The organism is Pseudomonas sp. AL 58, assembly GCF_036348395.1.
Lineage (GTDB): Bacteria > Pseudomonadota > Gammaproteobacteria > Pseudomonadales > Pseudomonadaceae > Aquipseudomonas > Aquipseudomonas defluvii.
The window spans coordinates 1-26,350 of the sequence record NZ_JAZBQR010000031.1 but is presented as its reverse complement, the minus strand read 5'-3'; the positions used below and the strand labels follow the sequence as shown (position 1 = coordinate 26,350).

Annotated in this window: 28 protein-coding genes, 1 tRNA gene and 1 pseudogene; 23 read left to right on the top strand and 7 right to left on the bottom strand. The window is 59.1% G+C overall.

From position 1 onward, the window contains the following. Positions 1-564: 564 nt before the first annotated feature. The 5 genes from gorA to UIA24_RS22095 all read right to left on the bottom strand — a co-directional run bounded on the left by gorA (position 565) and on the right by UIA24_RS22095 (position 5,122). On the bottom strand, positions 565-1,920 hold the full coding sequence (gorA, locus tag UIA24_RS22115; RefSeq protein WP_330523934.1) for a glutathione-disulfide reductase: 1,356 nt from the start codon (positions 1,918-1,920) through the stop codon (positions 565-567). 103 nt (positions 1,921-2,023) lie between these two features. Beyond that, a complete protein-coding gene (galU, locus tag UIA24_RS22110) occupies positions 2,024-2,863 on the bottom strand; it encodes a UTP--glucose-1-phosphate uridylyltransferase GalU (protein ID WP_065761837.1) in 840 nt (279 codons plus the stop codon). 189 nt (positions 2,864-3,052) lie between these two features. Next, on the bottom strand, positions 3,053-3,964 hold the full coding sequence (locus tag UIA24_RS22105; RefSeq protein ID WP_330523933.1) for a c-type cytochrome: 912 nt from the start codon (positions 3,962-3,964) through the stop codon (positions 3,053-3,055). Then, complete coding sequence (locus UIA24_RS22100) at positions 3,961-4,611, bottom strand: c-type cytochrome (RefSeq protein WP_330523932.1); 651 nt, start codon at positions 4,609-4,611, stop codon at positions 3,961-3,963. Before UIA24_RS22100 ends, UIA24_RS22105 begins: the two co-directional genes overlap by 4 nt. Before the next feature lie 160 nt (positions 4,612-4,771). Further along, positions 4,772-5,122, bottom strand: coding sequence for a hypothetical protein (locus UIA24_RS22095; RefSeq protein WP_065761840.1), 351 nt, complete (start codon positions 5,120-5,122; stop codon positions 4,772-4,774). A 154-nt stretch (positions 5,123-5,276) separates the two neighbouring features. Between UIA24_RS22095 and UIA24_RS22090 the strand changes: the two genes are divergently transcribed. From UIA24_RS22090 to UIA24_RS22040, 11 genes are all read left to right on the top strand, one after another. Next, positions 5,277-5,582 carry a DUF1883 domain-containing protein gene (locus UIA24_RS22090; protein WP_065761796.1) on the top strand — a complete coding sequence of 102 codons (306 nt, stop codon included), beginning with the start codon at positions 5,277-5,279 and terminating at the stop codon, positions 5,580-5,582. Positions 5,583-5,584: 2 nt separating this feature from the next. Next, positions 5,585-5,755: a hypothetical protein gene (locus UIA24_RS22085; RefSeq protein ID WP_176717480.1), complete on the top strand. Its 171-nt coding sequence runs from the start codon at positions 5,585-5,587 to the stop codon at positions 5,753-5,755. Between the two features lie 39 nt (positions 5,756-5,794). Then, complete coding sequence (locus UIA24_RS22080) at positions 5,795-6,868, top strand: NAD(P)H-dependent flavin oxidoreductase (protein WP_330523931.1); 1,074 nt, start codon at positions 5,795-5,797, stop codon at positions 6,866-6,868. A gap of 81 nt (positions 6,869-6,949) precedes the next feature. Then, the gene (modA, locus tag UIA24_RS22075; RefSeq protein WP_102051493.1) at positions 6,950-7,705 is read left to right on the top strand and encodes a molybdate ABC transporter substrate-binding protein; all 756 of its coding nucleotides are present in this window, start codon (positions 6,950-6,952) and stop codon (positions 7,703-7,705) included. Then, a complete protein-coding gene (modB, locus tag UIA24_RS22070; protein ID WP_330523930.1) occupies positions 7,705-8,385 on the top strand; it encodes a molybdate ABC transporter permease subunit in 681 nt (226 codons plus the stop codon). The genes modA and modB overlap by 1 nt, the downstream gene beginning before the upstream one ends. 2 nt (positions 8,386-8,387) lie before the next feature. Continuing rightward, complete coding sequence (gene modC / locus UIA24_RS22065) at positions 8,388-9,476, top strand: molybdenum ABC transporter ATP-binding protein (protein ID WP_330523929.1); 1,089 nt, start codon at positions 8,388-8,390, stop codon at positions 9,474-9,476. Positions 9,477-9,785: 309 nt separating this feature from the next. Further along, positions 9,786-9,983, top strand: coding sequence for a carbon storage regulator CsrA (gene csrA, locus UIA24_RS22060; RefSeq protein WP_065761791.1), 198 nt, complete (start codon positions 9,786-9,788; stop codon positions 9,981-9,983). A 487-nt stretch (positions 9,984-10,470) separates the two neighbouring features. Beyond that, positions 10,471-10,728 carry a hypothetical protein gene (locus UIA24_RS22055; RefSeq protein ID WP_178081677.1) on the top strand — a complete coding sequence of 86 codons (258 nt, stop codon included), beginning with the start codon at positions 10,471-10,473 and terminating at the stop codon, positions 10,726-10,728. Between the two features lie 110 nt (positions 10,729-10,838). Then, positions 10,839-10,923 (top strand) — tRNA-Leu (locus UIA24_RS22050). Positions 10,924-11,108: 185 nt separating this feature from the next. Next, positions 11,109-11,294 carry a hypothetical protein gene (locus UIA24_RS22045; RefSeq protein WP_256587490.1) on the top strand — a complete coding sequence of 62 codons (186 nt, stop codon included), beginning with the start codon at positions 11,109-11,111 and terminating at the stop codon, positions 11,292-11,294. Between the two features lie 70 nt (positions 11,295-11,364). Further along, on the top strand, positions 11,365-11,781 hold the full coding sequence (locus tag UIA24_RS22040) for a glycine zipper domain-containing protein (RefSeq protein WP_065761789.1): 417 nt from the start codon (positions 11,365-11,367) through the stop codon (positions 11,779-11,781). An 82-nt stretch (positions 11,782-11,863) separates the two neighbouring features. Here the strand turns inward: UIA24_RS22040 and UIA24_RS22035 are convergent, their stop codons facing one another. Further along, positions 11,864-12,037, bottom strand: coding sequence for a hypothetical protein (locus UIA24_RS22035; RefSeq protein ID WP_330523928.1), 174 nt, complete (start codon positions 12,035-12,037; stop codon positions 11,864-11,866). 12 nt (positions 12,038-12,049) lie between these two features. Here UIA24_RS22035 and UIA24_RS22030 point away from each other — a divergent pair, with 12 nt between their 5' ends. From UIA24_RS22030 to UIA24_RS23440, 6 genes and pseudogenes are all read left to right on the top strand, one after another. Next, on the top strand, positions 12,050-12,697 hold the full coding sequence (locus UIA24_RS22030) for a hypothetical protein (protein ID WP_102051491.1): 648 nt from the start codon (positions 12,050-12,052) through the stop codon (positions 12,695-12,697). A 61-nt stretch (positions 12,698-12,758) separates the two neighbouring features. Next, positions 12,759-13,403 carry a helix-turn-helix transcriptional regulator gene (locus UIA24_RS22025; RefSeq protein ID WP_102051490.1) on the top strand — a complete coding sequence of 215 codons (645 nt, stop codon included), beginning with the start codon at positions 12,759-12,761 and terminating at the stop codon, positions 13,401-13,403. 149 nt (positions 13,404-13,552) lie between these two features. Next, entirely contained in the window at positions 13,553-13,780 is a 228-nt protein-coding gene (locus UIA24_RS22020; protein WP_330523927.1) for a hypothetical protein, read from the top strand. Between the two features lie 71 nt (positions 13,781-13,851). After that, a complete protein-coding gene (locus UIA24_RS22015; RefSeq protein ID WP_099775117.1) occupies positions 13,852-14,466 on the top strand; it encodes a LysE family transporter in 615 nt (204 codons plus the stop codon). Between the two features lie 296 nt (positions 14,467-14,762). Next, positions 14,763-15,923: pseudogene (locus UIA24_RS23445) on the top strand (cache domain-containing protein); the annotation flags it as partial. Positions 15,924-16,016: 93 nt separating this feature from the next. Beyond that, entirely contained in the window at positions 16,017-16,781 is a 765-nt protein-coding gene (locus UIA24_RS23440) for a methyl-accepting chemotaxis protein (protein WP_371917173.1), read from the top strand. A gap of 49 nt (positions 16,782-16,830) precedes the next feature. Here UIA24_RS23440 and csiR read toward each other — a convergent pair whose 3' ends face one another. After that, the gene (csiR, locus tag UIA24_RS22005) at positions 16,831-17,547 is read right to left on the bottom strand and encodes a DNA-binding transcriptional regulator CsiR (RefSeq protein ID WP_245704411.1); all 717 of its coding nucleotides are present in this window, start codon (positions 17,545-17,547) and stop codon (positions 16,831-16,833) included. Between the two features lie 190 nt (positions 17,548-17,737). On the opposite strand from csiR, the gene glaH reads away from it, so the two are divergent. From glaH to UIA24_RS21975, 6 genes are all read left to right on the top strand, one after another. Further along, positions 17,738-18,715, top strand: coding sequence for a glutarate dioxygenase GlaH (gene glaH, locus UIA24_RS22000; RefSeq protein ID WP_102051488.1), 978 nt, complete (start codon positions 17,738-17,740; stop codon positions 18,713-18,715). Between the two features lie 93 nt (positions 18,716-18,808). Continuing rightward, complete coding sequence (gene lhgO / locus UIA24_RS21995) at positions 18,809-20,077, top strand: L-2-hydroxyglutarate oxidase (protein ID WP_065761768.1); 1,269 nt, start codon at positions 18,809-18,811, stop codon at positions 20,075-20,077. A 13-nt stretch (positions 20,078-20,090) separates the two neighbouring features. Further along, positions 20,091-21,539 carry an NADP-dependent succinate-semialdehyde dehydrogenase gene (gene gabD / locus UIA24_RS21990; protein WP_099775119.1) on the top strand — a complete coding sequence of 483 codons (1,449 nt, stop codon included), beginning with the start codon at positions 20,091-20,093 and terminating at the stop codon, positions 21,537-21,539. A 56-nt stretch (positions 21,540-21,595) separates the two neighbouring features. Beyond that, positions 21,596-22,876: a 4-aminobutyrate--2-oxoglutarate transaminase gene (gene gabT / locus UIA24_RS21985; RefSeq protein WP_065761892.1), complete on the top strand. Its 1,281-nt coding sequence runs from the start codon at positions 21,596-21,598 to the stop codon at positions 22,874-22,876. A 115-nt stretch (positions 22,877-22,991) separates the two neighbouring features. Then, positions 22,992-24,404: a GABA permease gene (gene gabP, locus UIA24_RS21980; protein WP_099775120.1), complete on the top strand. Its 1,413-nt coding sequence runs from the start codon at positions 22,992-22,994 to the stop codon at positions 24,402-24,404. A 34-nt stretch (positions 24,405-24,438) separates the two neighbouring features. Further along, positions 24,439-25,815 carry an aspartate aminotransferase family protein gene (locus UIA24_RS21975; RefSeq protein ID WP_330523926.1) on the top strand — a complete coding sequence of 459 codons (1,377 nt, stop codon included), beginning with the start codon at positions 24,439-24,441 and terminating at the stop codon, positions 25,813-25,815. Positions 25,816-26,350: the final 535 nt, after the last annotated feature.

The window sequence follows — 26,350 nt, the reverse complement described above, 5'->3', positions numbered from 1 at the left end:
CCATCGCAGGCAAGCCAGCTCCAACAAAAGCTAAACAGCCTGTAGGAGCGGGTCTTGCCCGCGATGCAGCCGCCGCGCACTCACTGCCACCCCGCCGACGCCATCGCAGGCAAGCCAGCTCCAACAAAAGCTAAACAGCCTGTAGGAGCGGGTCTTGCCCGCGATGCAGCCGCCGCGAACTCACAGGCACCCCGCCGAGGCCATCGCAGGCAAGCCTGCTCCAACAAAAGCTAAACAGCCTGTAGGAGCGGGGCTTGCCCGCGATGCAGACGCCGCGCACTCACTGGCAACCCGCCGAGGCCATCGCAGGCAAGCCTGCTCCAACAAAGGCTAAACAGCCTGTAGGAGCCGGTCTTGCCCGCGATGCAGACGCCGCGCACTCACTGCCACCCCGCCGACGCCATCGCAAGCAAGCCAGCGCCAACAAAAGCTAAACAGCCTGTAGGAGCGGGGCTTGCCCGCGATGCAGACGCCGCGCACTTACTGCCACCCCGCCGACGCCATCGCAGGCAAGCCAGCTCCAACAAAAGCTGCTCCAACACAGGTGCCTGCAATGGGCGACTGTTAGCGAACAGGCGTGCGCATGGTCACAAACTCTTCGGCAGCCGTTGGATGCACACCGATGGTTTCGTCGAATTGCTGTTTGGTCGCCCCCGCCTTCAGCGCAATACCCAGCCCCTGGATGATCTCGCCAGCATCCGGGCCAACCATATGGCAGCCAAGGACGCGGTCCGTCTTGGCATCGACTACCAGCTTCATCAAGGTACGTTCCTGGCACTCGGTGAGGGTCAGTTTCATTGGCCGGAAACGGCTTTCAAAAACACTCACCTCATAGCCCTGCTCGACCGCCTGCTCTTCGCTCAGGCCAACAGTGCCAATCGGCGGCTGGCTGAACACCGCTGTCGGTATGTTCTGGTAGTCAACCTTACGGTACTGCTCAGGCTTGAACAGGCGCCGCACCACGGCCATACCCTCGGCCAGCGCCACCGGGGTCAATTGCACACGCCCGATCACATCACCAATCGCCAGAATCGATGGATCAGTGGTCTGAAACAGTTCGTCGACGCGGATGAAGCCGCGCGAATCAAGTTCGACACCGGTGTTTTCCAGGCCCAGGTTATCCAGCATCGGACGACGCCCAGTGGCGTAAAACACGCAATCGGCGATCAGTTCACGGCCATCGTTGAGGGTGGCCTTGAGGCTTCCGTCCGCCTGTTTCTCGATACTGCGAATTTCAGTATTGAACTGCAGGTCCATGCCGCGCTTTTCCAGTTCCTCCTTCAGGTGCTCACGCACGGCACCGTCGAAGCCGCGCAGGAACAGGTCCCCTCGGTAGAGCAGCGAAGTTTTGGCACCGAGCCCTTGGAAAATACCGGCAAACTCTACCGCGATGTAACCACCACCCACCACCAGCACGCGCTTGGGCAGGTCCTTCAGGTAGAAAGCTTCGTTGGAACTGATGGCCAACTCTTTACCCGGGATGTCCGGAGTCTGCGGCCAGCCACCGGTAGCGATCAGAATGTGCTCGGCGCTGTAACGCTGCCCGTCGACCTCCACTTCATGGGCCCCGGTCAGCCGCGCATGCCCCTCAAGCAGGGTCACGCCGCTGTTCAGCAGCAGGTTGCGATAGATACCATTGAGCCGCTCGATTTCACGGTTCTTGTTGGCGATCAATTGCCCCCAATCGAACTGTGCATCTTCCAGTGACCAGCCAAAACCACTGGCTTGCTCAAAGTCATCGGCGAAATGAGCGCCGTAGACCAGCAGTTTTTTCGGCACGCAGCCAACGTTTACGCAGGCCCCCCCCAGGTAACGGCTTTCAGCAACCGCCACCTTTGCACCGAAACCCGCGGCAAAGCGTGCCGCACGCACACCGCCGGAACCGGCACCAATCACGAACAGATCAAAATCGTAGGCCATCTCAGGTCTCCTTGGCAGGCCATCAGCATAACCCCGGCGACAGCCAGGAACAAAAAAGCCACCCGAAGGTGGCTTTTTCGACTTCAACGGTTACGCCAACAAATCAGTAGGCCTTGCCGGTCTTGTAGAAGTTTTCGAAGCAGAAGTTGGTGGCGTCGATGTAGCCTTCGGCACCACCGCAGTCAAAACGCTTGCCCTTGAATTTGTAGGCCATTACGCAGCCGTTCTGCGCCTGCTTCATCAGGGCGTCGGTGATCTGGATCTCGCCACCCTTGCCTGGCTCGGTCTGCTCGATCAGATCGAAGATGTCCGGCGTCAGGATGTAGCGACCAATGATGGCCAGGTTCGACGGCGCATCTTCAGGCTTTGGCTTCTCGACCATGCTGTGGACGCGGTAAATGTCGTCACGGATCATCTCGCCGGCAATCACACCGTACTTGTTGGTTTCCGAAGGATCGACTTCCTGGATGGCCACGATCGAGCAGCGGAACTGCTTGTACAGCTTGACCATCTGGGTCAGCACGCCATCGCCTTCCAGGTTGACGCACAGGTCGTCGGCCAGTACTACGGCAAACGGCTCGTCGCCGATCAGCGGACGACCGGTCAGGATCGCGTGGCCCAGGCCTTTCATTTCGGTCTGACGGGTGTAGGAGAACGAACACTCGTCGAGCAGGCGGCGAATACCGACCAGGTACTTTTCCTTGTCGGTGCCCTTGATCTGGTTTTCCAGCTCGTAGCTGATGTCGAAATGGTCTTCCAGAGCACGCTTGCCACGACCGGTAACGATGGAGATCTCGTTCAGACCTGCCTCCAGCGCCTCTTCAACGCCGTACTGGATCAGTGGCTTGTTCACCACCGGCAGCATTTCCTTGGGCATGGCTTTGGTTGCTGGCAGGAAGCGAGTGCCGTAACCGGCTGCCGGGAACAAGCATTTTTTGATCATAAAAGTCCTTAACAAGGGCTGTGCGTACGAAATTCGGCGCAGTCTAATCAGGCGGCGGTCACCTTACAATGCCCCACCCACGGTTAGCCGATGCCAAATAGAGAAATACCAGTGTAGATAGTTCCCTGGCCAGGTAAATATTGCACCTGCCGATCACCCTCGACAGGCACAAAATGGCAGGGGCTGAGCTTACTCAGTGCCTTGACCAATCAAGACACCCTCGACCTTTTGCCCATACAGGTTCACGCCATCATTGGCGTGGAACTTCAGACGGGTCTTCTCGATGGAGCCTTCGATCAACCGTGGATCCTGAGGGCGCTCGTGTTTGTTGATGTAAGCCGCCACGTCCCAGGCTTGCTGGTCCGAGAGGCTGCCGGGCTTGCCCAAGGGCATATTGTGCTTGATGAACGAGGTGGCCGTATTGATCCGGTGCATGCCCGCGCCCCAGTTATAGGAGTCCTTGCCCCAAAGTGGCGGCATCACATAGTCGCTGGCAACCTTCTGGCCTTCACCGTTGTTGCCATGACACACCGCGCACTGATCCTTGTACACCTGCTCGCCCCGGCTGAAATCGTAACCCTGAGCAGGTTCCGGTACGTCCGGGTAACCACGCCCGGGTGTCTCGACGCCAATCGGCGCCTTGCTGGCCAACCAGTAGGCGTAGACCGACAAGGCGGTCATTTCCGGGCTATCCGCTGCAGGCGGCTTGCCATTCATGCTGAACTGAAAACACCCTTGGATACGCTCGGCGAAGGTGTTGACCTTGTCGTTTTTCTTGCGATAGGCCGGGTACATGGGGTACGCCCCCCACAGCGGGGCCGAGTTGGCCAGGCGCCCCTGATCAAGGTGGCAGTTACTGCAATTGAGACCATTGCCGACGTAGTTCGGCATCAGCCGCCGAGTATCGACGAACAGGGCGTAGCCATCACGGACCATCTTGCCGAACGCGTTGTCCGGCAGTTCACGTTCAGCAGGAGGAACGAAGCCCCTTGCCGTGCTGGCAGGTGGCACGTTCAACTGGGACTGGTCCTCCATGACAACCTGTGCAGCGTGAACACTGCCCATGGACAATGCCAGCGAAGCCAAGATAAAGCGCGTCATTGTTTGCCCTCCTGGCTGCCAAGGTTGGCAAAGTACTCCGCTACCGCCTTGACCTCGTCGTCACTCAATGCCTTGGCTACGCCAACCATGAGCTGGTTGGAATCGTTGCTGCGAGTGCCGTCTCGCCACGCGTTGAGCTGTGCCGCCAGATAGGTGGCCGGCTGATGCACCAGTGGCGGGAAATGCTCGCCGACGCCCACGCCGCCAGGGCCATGGCATTGAACACAGCCAGGAATGCTGCGTGCCCAATCGCCGTACAGCGCCAGCTTCTCATCTGGGCTGCTCGCCATCTGCTGACGGCGGACAAGCGGGGTTTTCGGCGTGGGCATGGCTGCCAGGGCAGCGCTGACTGCCTGGATTTCCGAGGCGCTCAGGGCCTTGGCCAACGGCTCCATGATCGGGTTCTTGCGGCTGCCACTGCGAAAGTCGGCCAGTTGCTTGCTCAGGTAGCCGGCAGGCAAGCCTGCCAAACGTGGGAACCCGGTCGCTGCCATGCCCATGCCATCAGCGCCGTGACAGCCCATGCATGCCATGGCGGCGGGGTTCTGGCCGCCTTGAGTGAAAACGTTTTGACCTTCCGTAGCCTGCGCGACCTGAAGCGAGAGCAGCAATGCGCCGCTCGCCAGGATTCGATCCAGTGGGATCATCACGAACTCCATTTTCTAGTTATTAGCTTAGGCACATAAAATATAAGCCTATGGATAGTAGGCCTATATACCGCCCGCTACAAACATTGCGCTAACACTGGAAAAGGAGGGATACCGCACTGAATCGTTCTATCGGGAGGCCATCATCGAAACACCGGCCTCAGCCCGAGATACAGTGCGTGGCTGCGGTTTTCACATCCCCCAAACGCATTGGGAAGTTGTTCAGGCGTTCATACAACTTGATGCTGCTGCCACTGCCACGTTTTTCAATATCGAATACCGCTGCAGGCCCAGCGGAAAGTTTTTGCGGCACGATCAAGCGAACCCCATCATGGCGCTCTTCCAGTTGCAAAGGTGCGCGACTGTCGGCCAGCGCTTGCTGGACACAATGGGCATACGCCTGTGGCGACTTGCCTGAAATAACATCCAGGGTCTCGGGGGTTTGCTCAAGCTCTGCCACACTCGCACAACCAGTCAGCGTTACTGCCAACGCTGGGACAAGCCATCTCATCGATACCACTCCATCGAAAAAAGTTCTGACCACGCGCCGACAGATTTGCTCCCTTGATTGGCAGATTTCTCCTAGGTCTGGCGCGAAGGCCGACAGTGTAACCGACATCGTGGTATCGTTTTGATTTGCGAAAAGTTCCGTTGCGGAGAGTCACATGAAATTTGTACATCGGCGCGAACATCTCAATGAGGACGACATTGTCGTTATCGAGTGTTCCCAGCGCTGCAATATTCGCCTGATGAGCGATGCCAACTTCCGCAGCTTCAAGAATGGTGGTCGCCATACCTACCACGGTGGCGCTTTCGACCGGTTCCCGGCAAAAATCACGGTACCCAGTTCCGGCTTCTGGAACATCACCATCGATACCGCCGGCCCGCGCCTGAACAATGCCGCCTCACGCAAGACGACGTTCACCCATTCCATCAAGATCATCCGTCGATCTTCTTCAAAGCTGAGCTGAACATGAGCGACACACGCAAGTACGTCATCCATTACAAACTCGACGATCAACGCCGCTGGGACTTTGCCCAGCTGACTGATGATTCGCTCGAACAAGCTCAAGCCGCACTCAAGGCGATGCACGGCGAAGACGCCGAACGCATCACTGAAATTCGCGTCACCCGAGCGCTTTAAACGCAGGACTGCACATTACGCCACAAGGAGAACCGGGCAATGAGCCGCTGGCCAGACAGCCGTATCCTCGATTTGCTGGGCATAGAACTGCCCATTATCCAGGCACCGATGGCCGGCGCTACGGGGTCTGCCATGGCCATTGCTGTCAGTAACGCTGGCGGCCTGGGTTCCCTGCCCTGCGCAACCCTGAGCATCGAGCAGATGCGCCAGGAGCTGCAGGCTTTTTCCCAGGCCAGCCAACGCCCGCTTAACGTCAATTTTTTCTGCCACCGATCGCCAACACCCGACAGTGAACGCGATGCGCGCTGGAAACAGGCATTAAAACCGTATTACGACGCCTTGGGCGCCGATTTCGAGGCGCCTACACCGGTTTCAAACCGCGCCCCTTTTGATGCCGCAGCCTGCGAACTGGTAGAAGCCTTCCGCCCGGCGGTTGTCAGCTTCCACTTTGGCCTGCCAGACGCCGAGCTGGTAAAACGGGTCAAGGCAACGGGGGCCAAGGTGTTGTCGAGCGCAACGACCGTCGCTGAAGCCGTGTGGCTGGAGCAACAGGGTTGCGATGCGATCATTGCCATGGGGTACGAAGCCGGCGGGCACCGCGGCATGTTTCTCAGCAGCGACCTGAATACCCAGGTCGGCACCCTGGCGCTGGTCCCCCAGGTTGTTGATGCCGTGCAGGTCCCGGTCATTGCCGCTGGCGGTATTGGCGACGCACGCGGCATCGTTGCAGCGTTTGCACTGGGTGCTTCAGCCGTACAGATGGGAACCGCCTACTTGTTCTGCCCGGAAGCCAAGATCTCGGCCGCCCATCGCCAGGCCCTGCACACCCATGCGGAGAGCGATACGGCACTGACCAACCTGTTCACCGGGCGCCCGGCCCGCGGGATTACTACCCGCATCATGCGTGAACTTGGCCCGATGAACCCCGCCGCACCCGCCTTTCCACTGGCAGGTGGTGCCTTGATGCCACTGCGGGCGATCAGCGAGCCCCAGGGCAATACCGATTTCAGCAACCTGTGGTCCGGCCAGGCGCTGAGGCTGGGCGTTGAACTGCCGGCTGCACAACTCACCCAACAGTTGGCGAACAAGGCCCTGGCGCTCCTCGCACGCTGAAACAATCCTTCCGGTGTACCTGCGTATCGCTATATATTTACGTACATAGCGATACCCCTTCAGCACACGGAGCCGTGTTTCATGCGTATGAAAGCCCCCCGTTTCGCCCTGGCCCTCCTGGGCGCCGTTGTGACCAGCAGCGCTTGGGCCGATGACGTGCAGGTTGCCGTGGCAGCCAACTTCACTGCGCCCATTCAGGCCATCGCCAAAGAATTCGAGAAAGACACTGGCCACAGGCTGGTCACGGCCTTCGGTGCCACCGGGCAGTTCTATGCACAAATCAAGAACGGCGCACCCTTCGAGGTGTTCCTCGCCGCAGACGACACCACACCAGCCAAACTCGAAGCCGAGGGCGATACCGTCAAGGGCTCGCGCTTTACCTATGCAATCGGCACGCTCGCGCTGTGGTCAGCCAAAGACGGCTATGTCGATGCCGAAGGCAGCGTGCTGAAACAGAACCAGTTCCAGCACTTGGCCATCGCCAACCCCAAGGCCGCACCTTATGGCCTTGCCGCCACTCAGGTACTGCAGAAGCTGAACCTGACCGATGCAACCCGGGCCAAGCTCGTGGAGGGCCAGAACATCACCCAGGCCTATCAGTTCGTCGCCACCGGCAATGCGGAACTGGGCTTTGTGGCGCTGTCGCAGATTTACCAGGAGGGCAAGATCACCCACGGCTCAGCCTGGGTAGTGCCAGCAGCACTGCATGAACCGATCCGTCAGGACGCCGTGATTCTGGCCAAAGGCAAAGACAACCCAGCCGCTCAGGCCCTGGTTGACTACCTCAAGGGGCCAAAGGCCGCTGCCGTCATTGCCGCCTACGGTTACTCACGCTAATGCCACTGGACGCCAACGACCTTGCCGCGATCTGGCTGACCTTCAAACTGGCCAGCCTGACCACGCTGATTCTGCTGATCGTTGGCACCCCCATCGCCTGGTGGCTGACGCGCACCCGTTCGTGGCTGCGCGGCCCGGTTGGGGCTATCGTCGCCCTGCCCTTGGTCCTTCCGCCCACCGTCATCGGTTTCTACCTGCTGCTGGCGATGGGCCCCAATGGTTTGATCGGCCAGGCCACCCAGGCACTGGGCCTGGGCACTGTGGTGTTCAGCTTCAGCGGCCTGGTAATCGGCTCCGTGATCTATTCCATGCCCTTTGTCGTACAACCCTTGCAGAACGCCTTCAGCGCCATCGGCGAGCGTCCACTGGAGGCTGCAGCAACATTGCGCGCCGGGCCTTGGGACACCTTTTTCAGCGTAGTACTGCCGCTGGCCAAACCCGGCTTCATCACCGCCAGCATTCTTGGATTCGCCCACACCGTTGGCGAGTTCGGCGTAGTGTTGATGATTGGCGGCAATATTCCCGACAAAACACGCGTGGTTTCGGTACAGATCTACGACCATGTGGAAGCCATGGAGTACCTGCAAGCACACTGGCTGGCGGGCGCCATGCTGGTGTTCTCATTTGTGGTGTTGTTGGCCCTGTATGCCAGCCGCCGTGAAAAACCGGGCTGGGGCTAAACATGCACCCCATGATTCATGCCCGCTTGAAAGTGGCCTGGAAGGCGTTTGAACTGAACGTCGACCTGCAGTTGCCCGGCCGCGGGATCAGCGCCCTGTTCGGTCACTCCGGCTCCGGCAAGACAACCTGCCTGCGTTGCCTGGCAGGCCTCGAGCGAGCGGAAGAAGCGTATATCGAGGTCAATGGCGTGGTCTGGCAAGACTCACGCCGGCAGTACTTCCTGCCCGCGCACAAGCGTTCCATTGGCTACGTGTTCCAGGAAGCCAGCCTGTTCAGCCATCTGTCGGTGCGTGGCAATCTGGAGTTCGGACAGCGCCGCACCCCGCCCCGTGAGCGCAAAGTGGCGCTTGAGCAGGCCTGCGAACTGCTTGGCATCGGCCACCTGCTTGAGCGTCAGCCTGATACGCTCTCTGGCGGCGAACGGCAACGCGTAGGCATCGCTCGCGCCTTGTTGACCAGCCCGCAGCTGCTGCTGATGGATGAGCCACTCGCGGCACTCGATGCACCGCGCAAGCGCGAGATCCTGCCGTACCTTGAGCGCCTGCACGACGAACTGGAGATTCCCCTGGTATACGTCAGCCATGCGCTGGACGAAGTGACACAACTGGCTGATCACCTGGTGATCATCGAACAGGGCAACGTACTGGCCAGCGGTGCCATAGCGCCAACCCTGGCGCGCATCGACCTGCCGCTGGCGCAGGACGAAGATGCCGGGGTCATCATCGAAGGCTGCGTCGCACATTATGACCCGGCCTATCGATTGCTGGGGCTGCATCTGCCCGGCACAGCGTTGCAACTGCGCGTCACTCATGCGCCGCTGGCGCTTGGAACGTACCTGCGGGTCAAGGTCCGCGCGCGCGATGTGAGCCTCAGCCTGGTCGAAAACGACCATTCCAGCATCCTCAATCGCCTGCCCGTGCGTGTTGGTCAACACCGCATTGCCGACAATGACGCCCACGTGCTGCTCAGCCTTGATGCCAGTGGCACACCATTGCTGGCGCGCATCACCCGCTTCTCATACGACCAATTGGGTATCCATGAAGGGCAGCAGCTTTGGGCGCAAATTAAATCGGTGGCTTTGCTTGGCTGATCACACGTGCCACGCGTTAAAATTCTAGGCTGTTGGGATACGGCATATTAAGATTTTGCTCATGCCTAGCAGAGAAATTTCCCATATTCGTCGAACCCCCCTATGCTTGCGTCTGCGGGCAAAGGTGCGTTCCTACGTTTGCATCCGCCCAGTCGCCTCCTGCGACTAAAGACACGCAGCAGAATCTTTGCTCGGAGAATTTATTTTCAACGAATGCGTCTTTAATAAAGGAAAGAGGAAGCGCATATAGTGCGCGACCGGCCTGGGCAACAACGTTGCCAGGCAATTCAAGCTACCAAGGAGAAATACATGCTGATACTCACCCGAAAGGTCGGCGAAAGCATCGTTATCGATGATGACATCAAGGTCACCATTCTCGGCGTCAAGGGGATGCAAGTGAGGATCGGCATTGATGCACCCAAAGATGTACAAGTGCATCGAGAAGAGATTTTCAAGCGCATCCAGGCTGGCAACCCAGCACCAGAGAAAGGAGACGATCAGCACTAACAGCCCATGACTCGAGTCGCACGGATGCGCTTGGTCGCTGAAGACCGGCCATGACCGCAGATCGCATGCCTTTCAGGAGGCCCAGGCGCGCCGATCAACGCCTGCAACTGCAACGTGCCGCCCCATGAGCGAAAAGCCAATAGCCGACTATTGAGGCGTCTCTTGCTCAGGATTTCGTCCTGGAACACGCAGATTCAGCCACAACGGCGTGATAAGTGTGCCTGCCACAAATGCCGGTAACCGTTGACCGTCGGGCAAACCGACTTCAGCACTGACCGTAAACACTATTCCCGCGCACCTGCCAGGTTCAGCAGTAGAAAAGCTGCAACCCGCCGAACTGTGGCAAACCGTAGTTGCCATTGTCCGCGCACCGGCCCTCGGCCTTCCCTTCGCTGCGCAAACACCTGATCAGGCACTGGTAACTTGCTATAGTCCCCCCGCGGCCATAGCAAAGCCCACTGCCGATAAGGGACTAGAGGATAAGGTCTTGGTATCAGACATGCGGATGAAGGGAATTCATGACGACTTGGAGCACACGGCCGAGAAACTTGAGCAGGTTGCGACAACGTTAGCGGGCCATGCGCTCTACCTGCAACACTCGGTACATACGCAGGATGCCGCGGATATACAGGGACGAATAGCAGGCTTACAGGCCTCTGTAGATGACCTGCGCGACGTGGCGCAGAGCATTGAGCAGCAACAGCTTGAACAGGGCAAAGCCCCTGCCCGGTTGACTCAAATATAACGATGAGTTATAAAGACGCCTCGATTTTGCGCCACTGATTAGTTGCGCCGAGTGGCTTGATGTAGCTTGCTTTGAGTTGCTTGATGTAGCGCAGTAAAGAAATCGAGCATGCGAGTGTGGTGGAATTGGTATACACAGCAGACTTAAAATCTGCCGGCGTGAGCCTTGCGGGTTCGAGTCCCGCCACTCGCACCATATTAGAGAAGGCGCCTTGATAGGCGCCTTTTTGCTGCCTGCGATTCATCCAGAACAGTCATCCAGCCCTTTAGGCTAACCGCTCCATACAGCCTACAAATGCGGCATCCTGCCGAAACCAATAACAGAAAACACTGTCAGAGCCTTGCAACTAGAAAACCGCGCTGCGGATCAAGGAAACAACAGTGCTGACTCGCCTTTCGCAATTCGCCCTGATCGCCACTTTCCTGGCGTCCTCCGGCTGTTATCACCATCATTACCATGACCGGGATGATGATGGCTGGCGCGATCAGGACCACCGCTACTCGCAAGACCGGGATCACCGCCGTCATCACCGACATGATGATCGCTACCGGGACGAGGACCGCTAAGGCCCTCGCTGACATGTTTGTTGTACGACCTGCCCATTTGAACACTGCCCCCTTTTCTGAGGCTCATATCATGCGTTTTACATTGCCTACCCTTGCTCTAGGTCTTCTCTTGTCTCAATGCGCGTTGGCTGCCGGCGATGGTACTGCCGCAGTCGGCGGCGGCCTGGGTGGCGCCTTGGGTAATGTCATCGGCCAGCAAATCGGCGGCAGCACAGGCGCAGCGATTGGTGCCGGTGTCGGCGGCGCAGCCGGCAGTGCTGTCGGCGCCAAGAAAGGCAACCGCACCGAAGCTGCTCTGGGTGGTGGGCTCGGTTCTGCGGGCGGCTCGATCATCGGTCACCAGATCGGCGGCTCCACCGGTTCCACTATCGGCGCAGGCCTCGGTGGCGCAGCGGGTGGCGCACTGGGTAACCATCTGGGTGACGATGGCGACAACAACGATGGTGGCAAGCGACACAAGCACAAGCGTCACCATAAGCACGATTGATCCCTCGTGACACAAACCCGGTCTGGCGCCGGGTTTTGCATTTTCTCGACACCCTCTTCACAAACAGTTCACGTCGAGCGCCCTATTCTGGCAATGCTCCTACAGAATCTCCCTTGGCCCGCCCAGTGCGGGTTTTTTTATGCCTGCCCGCCCAAAAGAATCCTGCCTGAATGTGCGCCTGCTGGAAAAAATGCACTCGACCTATTAATGGCATATTTTTATGCTTTAATTGATATTGCAAGGTCATCCATGCCACGAGGACTCCGTCATGAACATCAAGATTCTGGCAATGCTGTTGCTCGCGCTCTGCGTACAACCCGCCTGGAGTGCGTCATACGGTGAACCTACCAACCACACTGCAAAACCTGTCGCCAGTGAGCCCGCTGCGCTTAGCACACGCTTGGCATTGCGGGACTTGTGGGTCGAACATATCTTCTGGATCAGAAACTACGCGATTGCCAACCAGACCGGCGACAACAAGCAAGCCACAGTCGCCAGTACAGAAGTCGTCGCAAATGCTACCCGTATTGCCAACAGCCTGGCACCGCTCTACGGCCAACACGCCGCTGATCAGTTGCTCAAACTGCTGGCCGGGCACTGGGGGGCAGTGAAACACTACAGTGACGCAACGATAAGCAAGAATGCCGCGGGCAAGGACTCCGCCGTAAACGAGCTCACCAGCAATGCCAAAGCGATCGCCGCGTTCCTGGCAAAGGCCAACCCCAACCTGCCTGAAGCGTCGTTGGTGGCCATGCTCAGCGCTCATGGCGGGCATCATGTAGCCCAGATCGATCAATTGGCCATGAAGGACTACGCTGCCGAAGCCAAGACCTGGATGGCAATGCGCGAACATATCCTGACATTGGCCGACACCCTCACCGCTGCACTGGTCAAACAGTTCCCGGACAAGTTCTGAGCAAGCCGCGCGGGGTGTCTCTGGCGCCTCGCGCGAACTTATCGAGTGGAGATCCAACTAAATGCTTCAAGGATTGGGCCGCACCCAACAGGACCTGCTCAGCGCCCTGCTCTATCAGCCTTCCGGCATGAGCATCGATGAGCTGGCGCATGCCCTGACGATCACACGCACCGCAGTACGTCAGCACTTGGCCGCACTGGAGCGCGACGGCCTGGTCGCACGCGGGCAAACGCGACCAACCGGCAGAAGACCCGAGCAGTTGCACCAACTGACTGACCGGGGCAAGGAGCTGTTTCCCCGCCAGTACCACCTGCTGGCCAGCTTGGTCATTGGTGAGGTTGCCAAGCTCGTCGGCCATGACGGCCTGATCACCCTTATGCGCAATCTGGGTAGCAGGATGGCAGCCGACCTTGAACAACAGGCGATTAAAGAAGAAAAAATCGTCGAACACATGAACAACACAGGCTATGAAGCCAACGTCTTTTTCCGTTCCGGTGGCGAAAAAGAAATTGTCGCGCACAACTGTGTCTTCCATCACCTGGCCGCAACCCACCCCGAGGTCTGCGAACTGGATCTGGCATTGATCGGCAGCCTGGGACACAGCACGGTTGAACACCTGACGTGCATGGTTCGAGGGGCAACAGTGTGCACATTTCATCTGAAACCGCTGCCCGTCACACCCAATGAGGGTTCAACGACGGACTGATCCCATCAGGCGATCAAAGCAATGGGGTTGTTCTGGCGGATGCAAAAGTGAAGATGAAAATTCAAACCTGACTGAGTATTCTGACCGGCGGCACTCCGCTGCCAGCAAGCGCCAGGTGACAGCACCTGACGATGTTTTGAGAGGTAGGAATGGGCACCAAGAAATCAACCAGTGAACTGAAACGCGACCTGAAAGCGGTTGCATCAAACCTGGAACGAACCGCCGGGGAAATCAGCAAACTCGCCGAGCGGGTCAAAGACGTCGATGTCGTGGCGGTACTGCACTTGATGAATCGTCTGTACAAGGATTCAGACAGGCTGAAGGCCTATGCAGACGAGATCAAAGAAGGAAAAATCGTACGGGGCAAGCCAGATTAACCCCCCCAACAGGCGTATCCTGTTTTTGAACCAGACACTGTTCTGGCCGGCAGATACCGATGGAGATTTTCATGCTTGGTGTAACGGACTACAGCGCTTTTGTCATTGCCTTCATTATCTTGCTGGCCATCCCCGGCCCAGGCAACTTCGCCTTGATCACGTCGACCGGCAAGGGCGGAATCAAAGGCGGGCTCGCGGCTACATTCGGCGTCATCTTCGGTGACCAGGTGTTGTTGTGGCTGGCGGTCGCTGGCGTTGCGGCACTGTTGAACACCTACCCGGCAGCCTTCCATCTGGTGCAGTGGCTCGGTGCGGCCTACCTGGCCTGGCTGGGCGCACGGATGCTGCTGGCAAAACCGGGTACAGCCCCTCTCCGGCAGATGAAGCCCAACCGTTACCTGCGCCAAACCCTGATGATCACGCTGCTTAACCCCAAGGCCATCGTCTTCTACATGGCGTTTTTTCCGCTGTTCGTCGATCCGGTACGCCACCAGGGGCTGGTGACGTTTGCCTTTATGGCCGTGACAATCGCGGTGCTCACGTTTCTGTATGGCCTGATAGCGGTGCTGCTGACTCACTTTCTGGCCGAGCGTTTGCGTGCAAATCCGAAGGTATCCAGTGCCTTGGAAAAATTGGCAGGCGCATGCCTGTTGGGATTTGGCATCAAACTGGCTGTGCTTCGCTGAAGCGCCACCTGTTTCAAACACCTCGAGTCACCGACATAAAAAAAGCCGCCAGCGACCAGGCTGGCGGCTAAACATAGCGCAATGAAGATAGTGCCGTCGCCACCGAGGGACCTCTCCCAAGTGACTGCAAGAGTATCTCCTGAACCCACGTACGGTGCTTGCTCATGCCTGCCAAAGGCGTTGCAGCTGCGTGCCACGCGCAAACCTCAGCAGCGCCCATCAAAAACGTAGATATTTTTAGTTTTTAGCGATACTTTTAACCGCTTGGCGACCTTAACCGCTGATCCGTCGTCGCCATGCCGAAGTTCTGCCAGCCACATCAGGCCCTCCTGTCTCGCTCAAGCGCTGACAGACCACACATTATAAAAAGCCTCGCTGCGTGCATTTCACACCACCAGGGTCTTAGTCGGAGACTAAACGCCGTGCTGCAAAACCTGAAATTCAGCCACAAGATCCTGATCGCTGCCTCATTGGTGGTGATCGCCATTCTCTCGCTGTTCTCGGTTTACAACGATGTTCGCCAAGGCGCCTACATCGAGAACGAACTGCGGGGTGACCTGCAGAACAACGGAACACTCACCGCACAGAACATCCAGAGCTGGCTCTCCGGACGCGTCGCCCTGCTCGAGTCGATGCAGCAAAACATCGAGCGCGACCTGAGTGATGACTCAATCATGGCTGCCATGTCATTGAAAGCCATCCGTCAGGCATTCGAACTGGCCTACATCGGAACCCAGGCAGATGGCCGCTTCCTGGCCAACAAGCCGACGGACCTGGGCAAAGACTATGACCCACGGGTCCGCCCTTGGTACAAAGAGGCCGAGACTGCAGGCCAGGCCATACTGACCAACCCCTACATGGACCTGGTGAGCAATGAGCTGGTGATGTCGATCACCGCACCTGTGCGGCACGACGGGCGCCTGGCCGGTATCACCGGTGTAGACCTCAGCCTGAAGACCATGACGGACATGATCAATGCCCTCGACTTCAATGGCACCGGCTATGCCTTCCTGGTCAGCAGGGACGGTACGATTCTGGTCCACCAGGACCGCAAACTGGTCATGAAGTCGCTGAAGGATCTGTACCCGAACCATACCCCGGGTATCGACCAGCGCTTCGCCGAAGCTGAAGAGAATGGCAAACCCCGCATCGTCAGCTTCACGCCCATCAAGGGCCTGCCCTCAGTCGACTGGTACATTGGCCTGTCAATCGACAAAGACATGGCTTACAGCCAACAACGAGAGTTTCGTGCCAGCGCACTGATCGCCAGCATTGTGGCGGTCGTGGTGATCATCGCCCTGCTGGGGATGCTGATCCAGGTGCTCATGAAACCCCTGAACAACCTTTCTCGCGCAATGGAAAACATTGCCCAAGGCGAAGGCGACCTGACCCGGCGAATCGATGTGCAATCGCGCGATGAATTCGGCCAACTGGCCATCGCCTTCAACCGCTTCGTTGAGCGCATCCATGGGTCTATCCGCGAGGTGGCGTCTACCACGGCTCAGGTCAACAACGTCGTCAAGCAAGTGATCCGATCGTCAGAGTCGTCGATGAGCAGTTCTGACGAGCAAAGCCAACGCACCAACAGTGTCGCCGCGGCGATCAACGAACTGGGTGCCGCAGCCCAGGAGATTGCGCGCAACGCGGCAGATGCGTCACGCCAGGCGTCAGGCGCCAGCCTGCAAGCCGAGGACGGAGGCCAGGTCGTGGCCCGAACCCTCCAGGCCATGAGCGAGTTGTCCTCGAAGATCAGTGCGTCGTGCCTCAATATCGAGACCCTGAACAACCGTACCGTCGACATCGGTCGAATCCTCGAGGTGATCAAGGGCATTTCCGAACAGACCAATTTGCTGGCCCTGAACGCGGCCATCGAAGCGGCTCGGGCGGGTGAGGCAGGACGTGGCTTTGCCGTGGTGGCGGACGAAGTACGCAGCCTGGCACATCGTACCCAGGAGTCCGCACAGGAAATCCAGACGATGATTCAAGAGTTGCAGGTCGGCGCACGCGAAGCCGTGGCAACCATGACGGAAAGCCAGCAACACAGCGAGGAAAGCGTGACGATTGCCAATCAGGCGGGCGAACACCTGAATGGCGTAACCGGCCGCATCGTGGAAATCGACGGGATGAACCAGTCCGTCGCGGCGGCAACAGAGGAGCAGACCTCGGTCATCGAGTCACTGAACGTCGACATCATCGAGATCAACAGCCTCAACCAACAAGGCATCTCCAACCTCAATGCAACGTTGCAAGCCTGCAAGGCGCTAGACGAACAGGCCGAACGCCTGAAGAGCCTGGTGGACAGCTTCCGCATCTGATCTGATCGACAGGGGCGCCCGTGCGCCCCTGCATCACTGCCCGAGCGTGTCAGGACGCCGGGACAAGCGATACCGCCTTCCCCAACCCTTCACGCTGCATGACCTCAAGAATGATCGGCACGGGCGACATCAGGTGGTTACGCATCATGGTCGTCGCGCGCTCCGTGTCCCGCGCCAGGATCGCTTCAACCAGCGCGGCATGCTCCTTGCGCTTGATCTCCAACGCTTCCTCCGAGAACACCGTCTGGGTCAACCACAGATGGCGGTAGCGCTCGGCCTGATCGAACAGGTAGGTGCGCACCTGCAACAAATGCTTGGAACCGCAGCCTGCGGCGATGGCGCTATGAAAAGCCTTGTGCCGCATATCCCAGACATCGAGGACTTTTTCGCGGGTTTGTACATCCATCACTTTGGACAAGGTATGGGACTGGGCCACGACCTGCGCTTCCCACGCATCATCGCCGCGCTCGATGGCGAGGCCCACGATCATGGCTTCAAGGTTCGCGCGAGCATCATAAATATCCTGAAGCTCCTGCAGCGACATGGACGCAACCCGATAGCCCTTCTGGCTGATGACCACCACCAGATGCTCTGCCACGAGCTGCGACAGCGCCTCGCGTAGCGGGCCGACGCCCAGGTCATAGCGCTCCTTGAGCCCGCTCATTAGCAGCTTTTCACCTGGTTTGAATACGCCGCGAATGATGTCGTGCTTAAGCCGCTCGTACCCACTGAATGCAGAGTTATGCCTGGGGGCGAGGCTTTCCAAGGTACTGCTCCTGAACTCAAAAAAATCAATCATACCCAAACCGCTTGCAGCGGAAAAACATTAGACAAAAAGATTTTCTGTCGCTCAAATTGAAAAATGTAGACATTTTTAATTTGTAGCGATATTTTACTCCTGCCTGATCCAGATCATTGCTGGAAGACGCCTTTTACTACCTCTGCCAGGAGCCTCCATGAACGCCTTCACTCACATTCAAGACCCCGTTATGCCGCTTCCGGTAGAGACCAAGGGCTTTACCGTCAGCCCGTCCAAGCAGTCCCCACGCCTGCTGGAACTGACCTTCAGCAAGGAAGTCGTCGATGCCTTCGTCAGCGCCGTAGCCCAATGGCCGGTACAGGCGCTGGAGTACAAGTCGTTCCTGCGTTTCCGCGTCGGCCAGATCCTCGACGAACTGTGTGAAGGCACACTGCGTCCGGTACTGCTGAACACCATCCTGGACCGCGCTACCGGCGGCATGCTGGTCACCCCGCAGGGCCTGTGTGACGTGACCCAGGCCGACGACATGGTCAAGTTCTCCTCGGCCATCGCGCACCTGATCGGTCGCTCGAACTTCGATGCCATGAGCGGTCAGTTCTATGCCCGCTTCGTGGTAGTCAACACCGACAACTCCGACAGCTACCTGCGTCAGCCTCACCGTGTAATGGAACTGCACAACGACGGCACCTTCGTCAAAGAGCACACCGACTACGTGCTGATGATGAAGATCGACGAGCAGAACATGGTCGGTGGCAACACCCTGCTGCTGCACCTGGACGACTGGGAAGACATCGACCACTACTTCTCTCACCCACTGGCGCGCCGTGAGATGCGTTTCACCGCACCACCGAGCAAGAACGTGCGTGAAGATGTCTTCCACCCGGTGTTTGACAATGACGACCAGGGCCGTCCAACCATGCGCTACATCGACCAGTTCGTGCAGCCGCAGGACTTCGAGGAAGGCATCTGGCTGAACGCCATGTCCGAGTCGATCGAAGGTAGCCAGAAGAAGCTTTCGGTACCGGTACCGGTTGGCAGCTTCGTACTGATCAACAACATGTTCTGGCTGCACGGTCGTGATCGTTTCACCCCGCACCCGGAACTGCGTCGCGAACTGATGCGTCAGCGCGGCTACATCAGCTATCAGAAGACCCTGTACAAGCGCGGCCAATAATGCGCGCAACACGCTGAAGCGACGAGGCCACCACCGGGTGGCCTTCGTCGTCTCTCCAATAAACCTAATTCAGGTGGGTGCAGGCTAATGGCTATGTACGACTTCATTATCATCGGTGGCGGCATCGTGGGTATGTCCACGGCCATGCAACTGATCCAGGTTTACCCCGACGCAAAAATCCTTTTGCTGGAAAAAGAATCCGGCCCGGCCAAACACCAGACCGGCCATAACAGTGGCGTGATTCATGCCGGTGTCTATTACACCCCCGGCAGCTTGAAGGCGCGCTTCTGCCTGGAAGGCAACAAGGCCACCAAGGCGTTCTGCGACAAGCACGGCATCCGCTATGACGAGTGCGGCAAGCTGCTGGTGGCAACCAACGAGCTGGAAATGCAGCGCATGAGTGCGCTGTGGGACCGCACCGAAGCCAATGGCTTGAAACGCGAGTGGTTGAGTGCTGACGAGCTGCGCGAGCGCGAGCCGAACATTGTCGGCATGGGTGGCATCTTCGTGCCGTCCAGCGGCATCGTGAACTACGCACAAGTGACCGCCGCCATGGGCCGCGAGTTCGAAGCGGCCGGTGGCGAAATTCGCTACAACAGTGAAGTGAACGGCATCGACGAACGTGCGGATGAAGTGCTGGTGCGCACCGACGGCCACGAGTACCACGGACGCTTCCTGATCACCTGCTCGGGCCTGATGGCCGACCGCGTGGTGCGCATGCTGGGGGTCAAGCCGAACTTCATCATCTGCCCGTTCCGTGGCGAGTACTACCTGCTGCCCAAGCAGCACAACCAGATCGTCAACCACCTGATCTACCCGATCCCGGACCCGTCCATGCCGTTCCTCGGCGTACACCTGACCCGGATGATCGATGGCACCGTCACTGTCGGGCCGAACGCGGTGCTGGCGATGAAGCGCGAAGGCTATCGCAAGACCGACATTTCGATTCCCGACCTGTTCGAAACCCTGACGACCCCGGGCATCCTCAAGGTACTGATGAAGAACCTGCGCCCGGGCCTGATCGAGATGAAGAACTCGATGTTCAAGGGTGGCTACCTGAAAGAAGTACAGAAGTACTGCCCGAGCATCGTCAAGAGCGACCTTACCGCCTACCCGGCCGGTGTGCGCGCGCAGGCCGTTTCGCTGGATGGCAAGTTGATCGACGACTTCCTGTTCGTGAACACCAAACGCAGCATCAGCGTGTGTAACGCGCCTTCTCCTGCCGCGACCTCGGCCATCCCTATCGGCGCCCACATCGTCGACAAGGTACGCGAACAGCTTTCCAGTCAGGGCGCCAGCTTCGTCAAGCCCGCCAATACCGCCCGGCCTGCCGTGGCAGCGGCATCCGCCGCGACCAAGTAACGAGGAACTCAACGTGCAACTCAACGATTTGAAACTGTTTCGCCAACACGCTTACATCGACGGCGCCTGGGTAGAAGCCGACAACGGCCAGACCATCACGGTCACGAACCCGGCCACAGGCGAAACGATCGGCACCGTGCCAAAGATGGGCGCGGCCGAAACCCGTCGTGCCATCGAAGCCGCGGACCGCGCGCTGCCGGCCTGGCGTGCATTGACCGCCAAGGAACGTGCGGTCAAGCTGCGTAAATGGTTTGAATTGATGATGGCCAACCAGGAAGACCTGGCCCGTCTGATGACCCTGGAACAGGGTAAGCCACTGACCGAGTCGAAAGGCGAGATCGCCTACGCTGCATCGTTCCTGGAATGGTTCGGTGAAGAAGCCAAGCGCATCTACGGCGACATGATTCCTGGGCATCAGGTCGACAAGCGCCTGATGGTGCTCAAGCAGCCTATTGGTGTAACGGCAGCGATCACCCCGTGGAACTTCCCTTCGGCAATGATCACCCGCAAAGCCGGCCCGGCACTGGCCGCCGGTTGCACCATGGTGCTCAAGCCTGCCTCCCAGACCCCCTACTCGGCACTGGCACTGGCTGAACTGGCCGAGCGCGCCGGCATTCCAAAAGGCGTGTTCAGCGTTGTCACTGGCAGCGCGGGTGAAGTCGGCGGCGAGCTGACCGGCAACCCGATCGTGCGCAAGGTAACCTTCACCGGCTCGACCGAAATCGGTCGCCAGCTGATGGTCGAATGCGCCAAGGACATCAAGAAAGTCTCCCTGGAACTGGGTGGTAACGCCCCCTTCATCGTATTTGACGATGCCGACCTGGACGCGGCTGTCGACGGTGCGCTGATTTCCAAATACCGCAACAACGGCCAGACCTGCGTCTGCGCCAACCGCCTGTACATTCAGGACGGTGTCTACGATGCCTTCGTCGAAAAACTCACCGCAGCCGTCGCCAAGCTCAACATCGGCAACGGCCTGGAAAATGGCATCACCACCGGCCCGCTGATCGACGCCAAGGCCCTGGCCAAAGTCCAGGAGCACATCGACGACGCCGTGAGCAAAGGCGCTCGCGTCGTTGCGGGCGGCAAGCCGCATGCACTGGGTGGCACCTTCTTCGAGCCGACGATTCTGGTCGACGTGCCGCGTAACGCCGCGGTAGCCAAGGAAGAGACCTTCGGCCCACTGGCACCGCTGTTCCGCTTCAAGGACGAGGCCGAAGTCATTGCCATGGCCAACGACACCGAGTTCGGCCTGGCGTCCTACTTCTATGCCCGTGACCTGAGCCGGGTGTTCCGTGTCGGCGAAGCCCTGGAATACGGCATCGTCGGAATCAACACCGGCATCATCTCCAACGAAGTGGCCCCGTTCGGCGGCATCAAGGCTTCGGGGTTGGGCCGTGAAGGTTCCAAGTACGGCATCGAGGACTACCTGGAAATCAAGTACCTCTGCATCGGTATCTGAACCTTTCCTTTCTACATCGGACAAGACCGCAACCCGTTGCGGTTTATGAGGTAATAATGAGCGACACCAACCAATCGCTGCAGCAACGTCGTCTGGACGCCATCCCACGTGGCGTCGGGCAGATCCACCAGATCTTCGCCGAGCGCGCAGAAAACGCTACTGTCTGGGATGTCGAAGGCCGTGAGTACCTCGACTTCGCAGGCGGCATTGCCGTGCTGAACACCGGCCACCTGCACCCAAAAGTCATGGCTGCCGTGCAAGCACAGCAAGCCAAACTGACCCACACCTGCTTCCACGTGTTCGCCTACAAGCCTTACGTCGAACTGTGCGAGAAACTCAACACGCTGGTGCCAGGCAACTTCGCGAAGAAGACCCTGCTGGTCACCACCGGTGCTGAAGCCGTCGAAAACGCCATCAAGATCGCCCGTGCTGCCACCGGCCGTACCGGTGTCATCGCCTTCACCGGCGCCTACCATGGCCGTACCCACTACACCCTGTCGCTGACCGGCAAGGTAGTGCCCTACTCTGCTGGCATGGGCCTGATGCCAGGCGGCATCTTCCGTGCCCAGTACCCGAATGAACTGCACGGTATCTCTACCGACGAGGCCATCGCCAGCATCGAGCGCATCTTCAAGAACGATGCCCAGCCGAGCGATATCGCCGCGATCATTCTGGAGCCGGTACAGGGTGAAGGCGGTTTCAACGTCGCGCCAAAAGCTTTCATGCAGCGCCTGCGCGCCCTGTGCGACGAGCACGGGATCGTCCTGATCGCTGACGAAGTACAAACCGGCGCCGGTCGTACCGGTACCTTCTTCGCCATGGAACAGATGGGCGTCGCCGCCGATCTGACCACCTTCGCCAAATCCATCGCCGGTGGTTTCCCGCTGGCGGGCGTGGCGGGCAAGGCCGAAATCATGGACGCCGTTGCCCCGGGTGGCCTGGGCGGCACCTATGCCGGCAGCCCTGTGTCCTGTGCTGCGGCCCTGGCCGTCATCGAAGCCTTCGAGCAAGAGCACTTGCTGGATCGTGCCAAGGCCGTGGGCGAAATCCTCGGCACCGGCCTGCGCAAGATCGCTGAGCAGCATTCCAGCATTCTTGAAGTGCGGACCCTCGGCGCCATGGTTGCCGTGGAGCTGTGTGAAGGTGGTGACGTACACAAGCCGGCCGCTGAACTGACCGGCAAAATCGTTGCCCTCGCTCGCGAGAAAGGTCTGATCCTGCTGTCGTGCGGTACTTACTACAACGTCCTGCGCATCCTCGTACCTCTGACCGTCAGCGACGAGGACCTTGCTCGCGGTCTGACGATCATCGGTGAGTGCTTCAACGAACTGGCGTAAGACCTCCACTTGTCGTTGCCCACGTGAACACGAAACAGCAGGGTGGCCGCACTACGCGTGCAGCGGCCGCCCTGCGTTCACGCGGGCAACGACATCGCGTTAAAAAGGTAAGACCATGAACAACAAACATAAAAACAACTTGAGTCACGGGCTTAAATCCCGTCATGTCACCATGCTCTCGATTGCCGGGGTGATTGGCGCCGGGCTGTTCGTCGGCTCCGGACGTGCGATTGCCGAAGCCGGCCCAGGCGCTGTTCTGGCCTATGTCTTTGCTGGCATTCTGGTCATGCTGGTGATGCGCATGCTCGCCGAAATGGCCGTTGCGTCGCCGGATACCGGTTCGTTTTCCACCTATGCAGACCGCGCCATCGGCAAATGGGCGGGGTTCAGCATCGGCTGGTTGTACTGGTGGTTCTGGGTACTGATCATTCCGATCGAAGCCAACATCGCCGCCACCATCATCAACACCTGGGTGCCCGAGTGGGATATCTGGGTACTGTCCCTGATCATCACCCTGGTGCTGACCGCGACCAACCTGGCCAGCGTGAAGAACTATGGCGAATTCGAGTTCTGGCTCGCATTGGTCAAGGTACTCGCCATCGTCGGTTTCATCGCCCTGGGCGCCTGCGCCATTTTCGGGCTGCTGCCCGATGCCCCGGTCAGCGGCGTTTCGCGCCTGTGGGACAATGGCGGCTTCATGCCTAACGGCTTCGGCGCAGTCATCAGTGCCATGCTGATCACCATGTTCTCGTTCCTTGGCGCCGAGGTGGTGACCATTGCGGCCGCCGAATCCGACGCGGCCGAGAAGCAGATCTCCCGGGCCACCAATTCGGTGATCTGGCGGATTACGCTGTTCTACATCCTGTCGATTTTCATCGTCGTAGCCCTGGTACCCTGGAACGATCCGCGCCTGGCCTCCCAAGGCTCCTACGTAACCGTACTGGAAATCCTGGGTGTTCCGCACGCCAAGCTGCTGATCGACGTGGTCGTACTGACCTCGGTGACCAGCTGCCTGAACTCCTCGCTGTACACCGCCTCGCGCATGCTCTTCTCCCTCAGCAAACGTGGTGAAGCACCGGCCTGCGCCCGTTACACCAACAGCATCGGCACACCGATCTATGCCGTGTTGCTGTCTACCGGCGCGGCGTTCCTGACGGTCATCGCCAACTACCTGGTGCCCTCCAAGGTATTCGGCTTCCTGATGGCAAGCTCCGGCACCATTGCCCTGCTGGTCTATCTGGTCATCGCCATCTCGCAACTGCGTATGCGCAAGAAGCTGATCGCCGAAGGCAAGACGCTCAACTACCGCATGTGGCTTTTCCCGTGGCTGACCTGGGGCGTGATCCTGTTCATCAGCGCCGTGCTCATCGTGATGCTGTTCCGTCCCGATCATCAGCTTGAAGTCATCTCCACCGGCGTATTGAGCCTGTTGGTGGTCTGTTCGGGCTTGTTGGTCAGCCGTCGCCATGCCAAAGCCAAGGCCTTGGCTACCGCACAAGGTGGCATCCCTGTCGCGCTGGGGCGCTGACAGGTCCATTTACCTATTTGATGAGTGTTGACGAATGAGCAAGCAAACACTGTCGTTGGCTGAAAAAGATGTCCAGCATCAACTGCACCCCTACACCGATGCCCGCATGCACGAAGAGCTTGGCCCGCTGATCATTGAGCGCGGCGAAGGCATCTATGTGTATGACGACCAGGGTAAGCAATACATTGAGGCCATGTCCGGCCTGTGGAGCGCTGCCCTGGGGTTCAATAACGAACGCCTGATCAAGGCCGCCGAGCAGCAATTGCGCACGCTGCCGTTCTACCACCTGTTCAGCCACAAGGCGCATGCCCCCAGCATCGAGCTGGCGGACAAGCTGATCGAAATGGCGCCGGTCCCGATGAGCAAGGTGTTCTTCACCAACTCGGGCTCCGAAGCCAACGATACCGTGGTCAAGCTGATCTGGTACCGCAACAACGCCATTGGCAAGCCGGCCAAGAAGAAGTTCATCAGCCGCCTCAACGGCTACCACGGCATCACCATCGTCAGCGCCAGCCTGACCGGCTTGCCGGCCAACCAGCGCGGCTTTGACGTGCCGTTGCCGGGCTTCTTCCACGTCGGCGCACCGCATCATTACCGCCATGCGCTGCCAGGTGAAACCGAAGAACAGTTTGCCGACCGTCTCGCCGCCGAGCTGGAAAGCCTGATCCTGCGTGAAGGCCCGGAAACCGTCGCCGCCTTCTATGGCGAGCCCTTGATGGGTGCCGGTGGCGTCATTGTGCCGCCACGCACCTACTGGGAAAAGATCCAGGCCGTCTGCCGCAAATATGACGTACTGGTCGTCGCTGACGAAGTGATCTGCGGGTTCGGCCGTACCGGCAACCTGTTCGGCAGCCAGACCTTCGGTATCAAACCGGACGTGATGGTGTTGTCCAAACAGCTGTCTTCGTCCTACCAGCCGATCTCGGCGATCCTGATCAACGATGCGCTGTACCAGGGCATTGCTGACCAAAGCCATTCGCTGGGCACCCTTGGCCATGGTTTCACCGCCAGTGGCCATCCGGTTGCGGCGGCGGTTGCGCTGGAAAACGTGAAGATCATCGAAGAACAGAACCTGGTCGAGCATGCTGCGGCCATGGGCGCGATTCTTCATGAGGGTCTGAACCAATTCGCCGACCACCCACGGGTAGGCGAAATCCGTGGCCGTGGCCTGATTGCGGCAGTCGAACTGGTTGCCGACCGCGAGCTCAAGACCCCGTTCGAGGTCACCGGCAAACTGGGACGTTTCCTGGCCGGTCGCGCCCAGGCGCACGGCATGATTACCCGTAACATGGGTGATGCGATTGCCTTCTGCCCGCCGTTGATTTCCAGCGAAGCGGAGATCCGCCTGATCGTCGAGCGCTTTGCCCGTTCGCTTGACGAGACCGAGCACTGGTTCAACGCCAGCCGCTAAGTCACCGTCATACGCCAGGAAGGCACGTGAACGACAAGCCCCCGCTTTTTAGCGGGGGTTTGTTTTTCCAGGCTGAATCCCACAGCGATCCCCACAGAACACTGCATTTCCTGTAGGAGCGGGACTTGCCCGCGATGACTTCAGCGCGGTGTCAGCACGTCCGCGGCGCCTGCATCGCGGGCAAGCCCGGCTCCTACAGCTGGCGCGGGGCCTGTTGGAGCTGGCTTGCCTGCGATGACCTCGGCGCGGTGTCAGTGAGTGCGCGGCGTCTGCATCGCGGGCAAGCCCGGCTCCTACAGGTTACGCGGGCTCTGTTGGAGCGGGCTTGCCTGCGATGGCGTCGGTGGGGTGTCAGCGAGTTCGCGGCGTTTGTATCGCGGGCAAGCCCGGCTCCTACAGGCCGCGCGGGCTCTGTTGGAGCTGGCTTGCCTGCGATGGCGTCGGTGGGGTGCCAGTAGGTTCGCGGCGTTTGCATCGCGGGCAAGCCCGGCTCCTACAGGTTGCGCGGGCTCTGTTGGAGCAGGCTTGCCTGCGA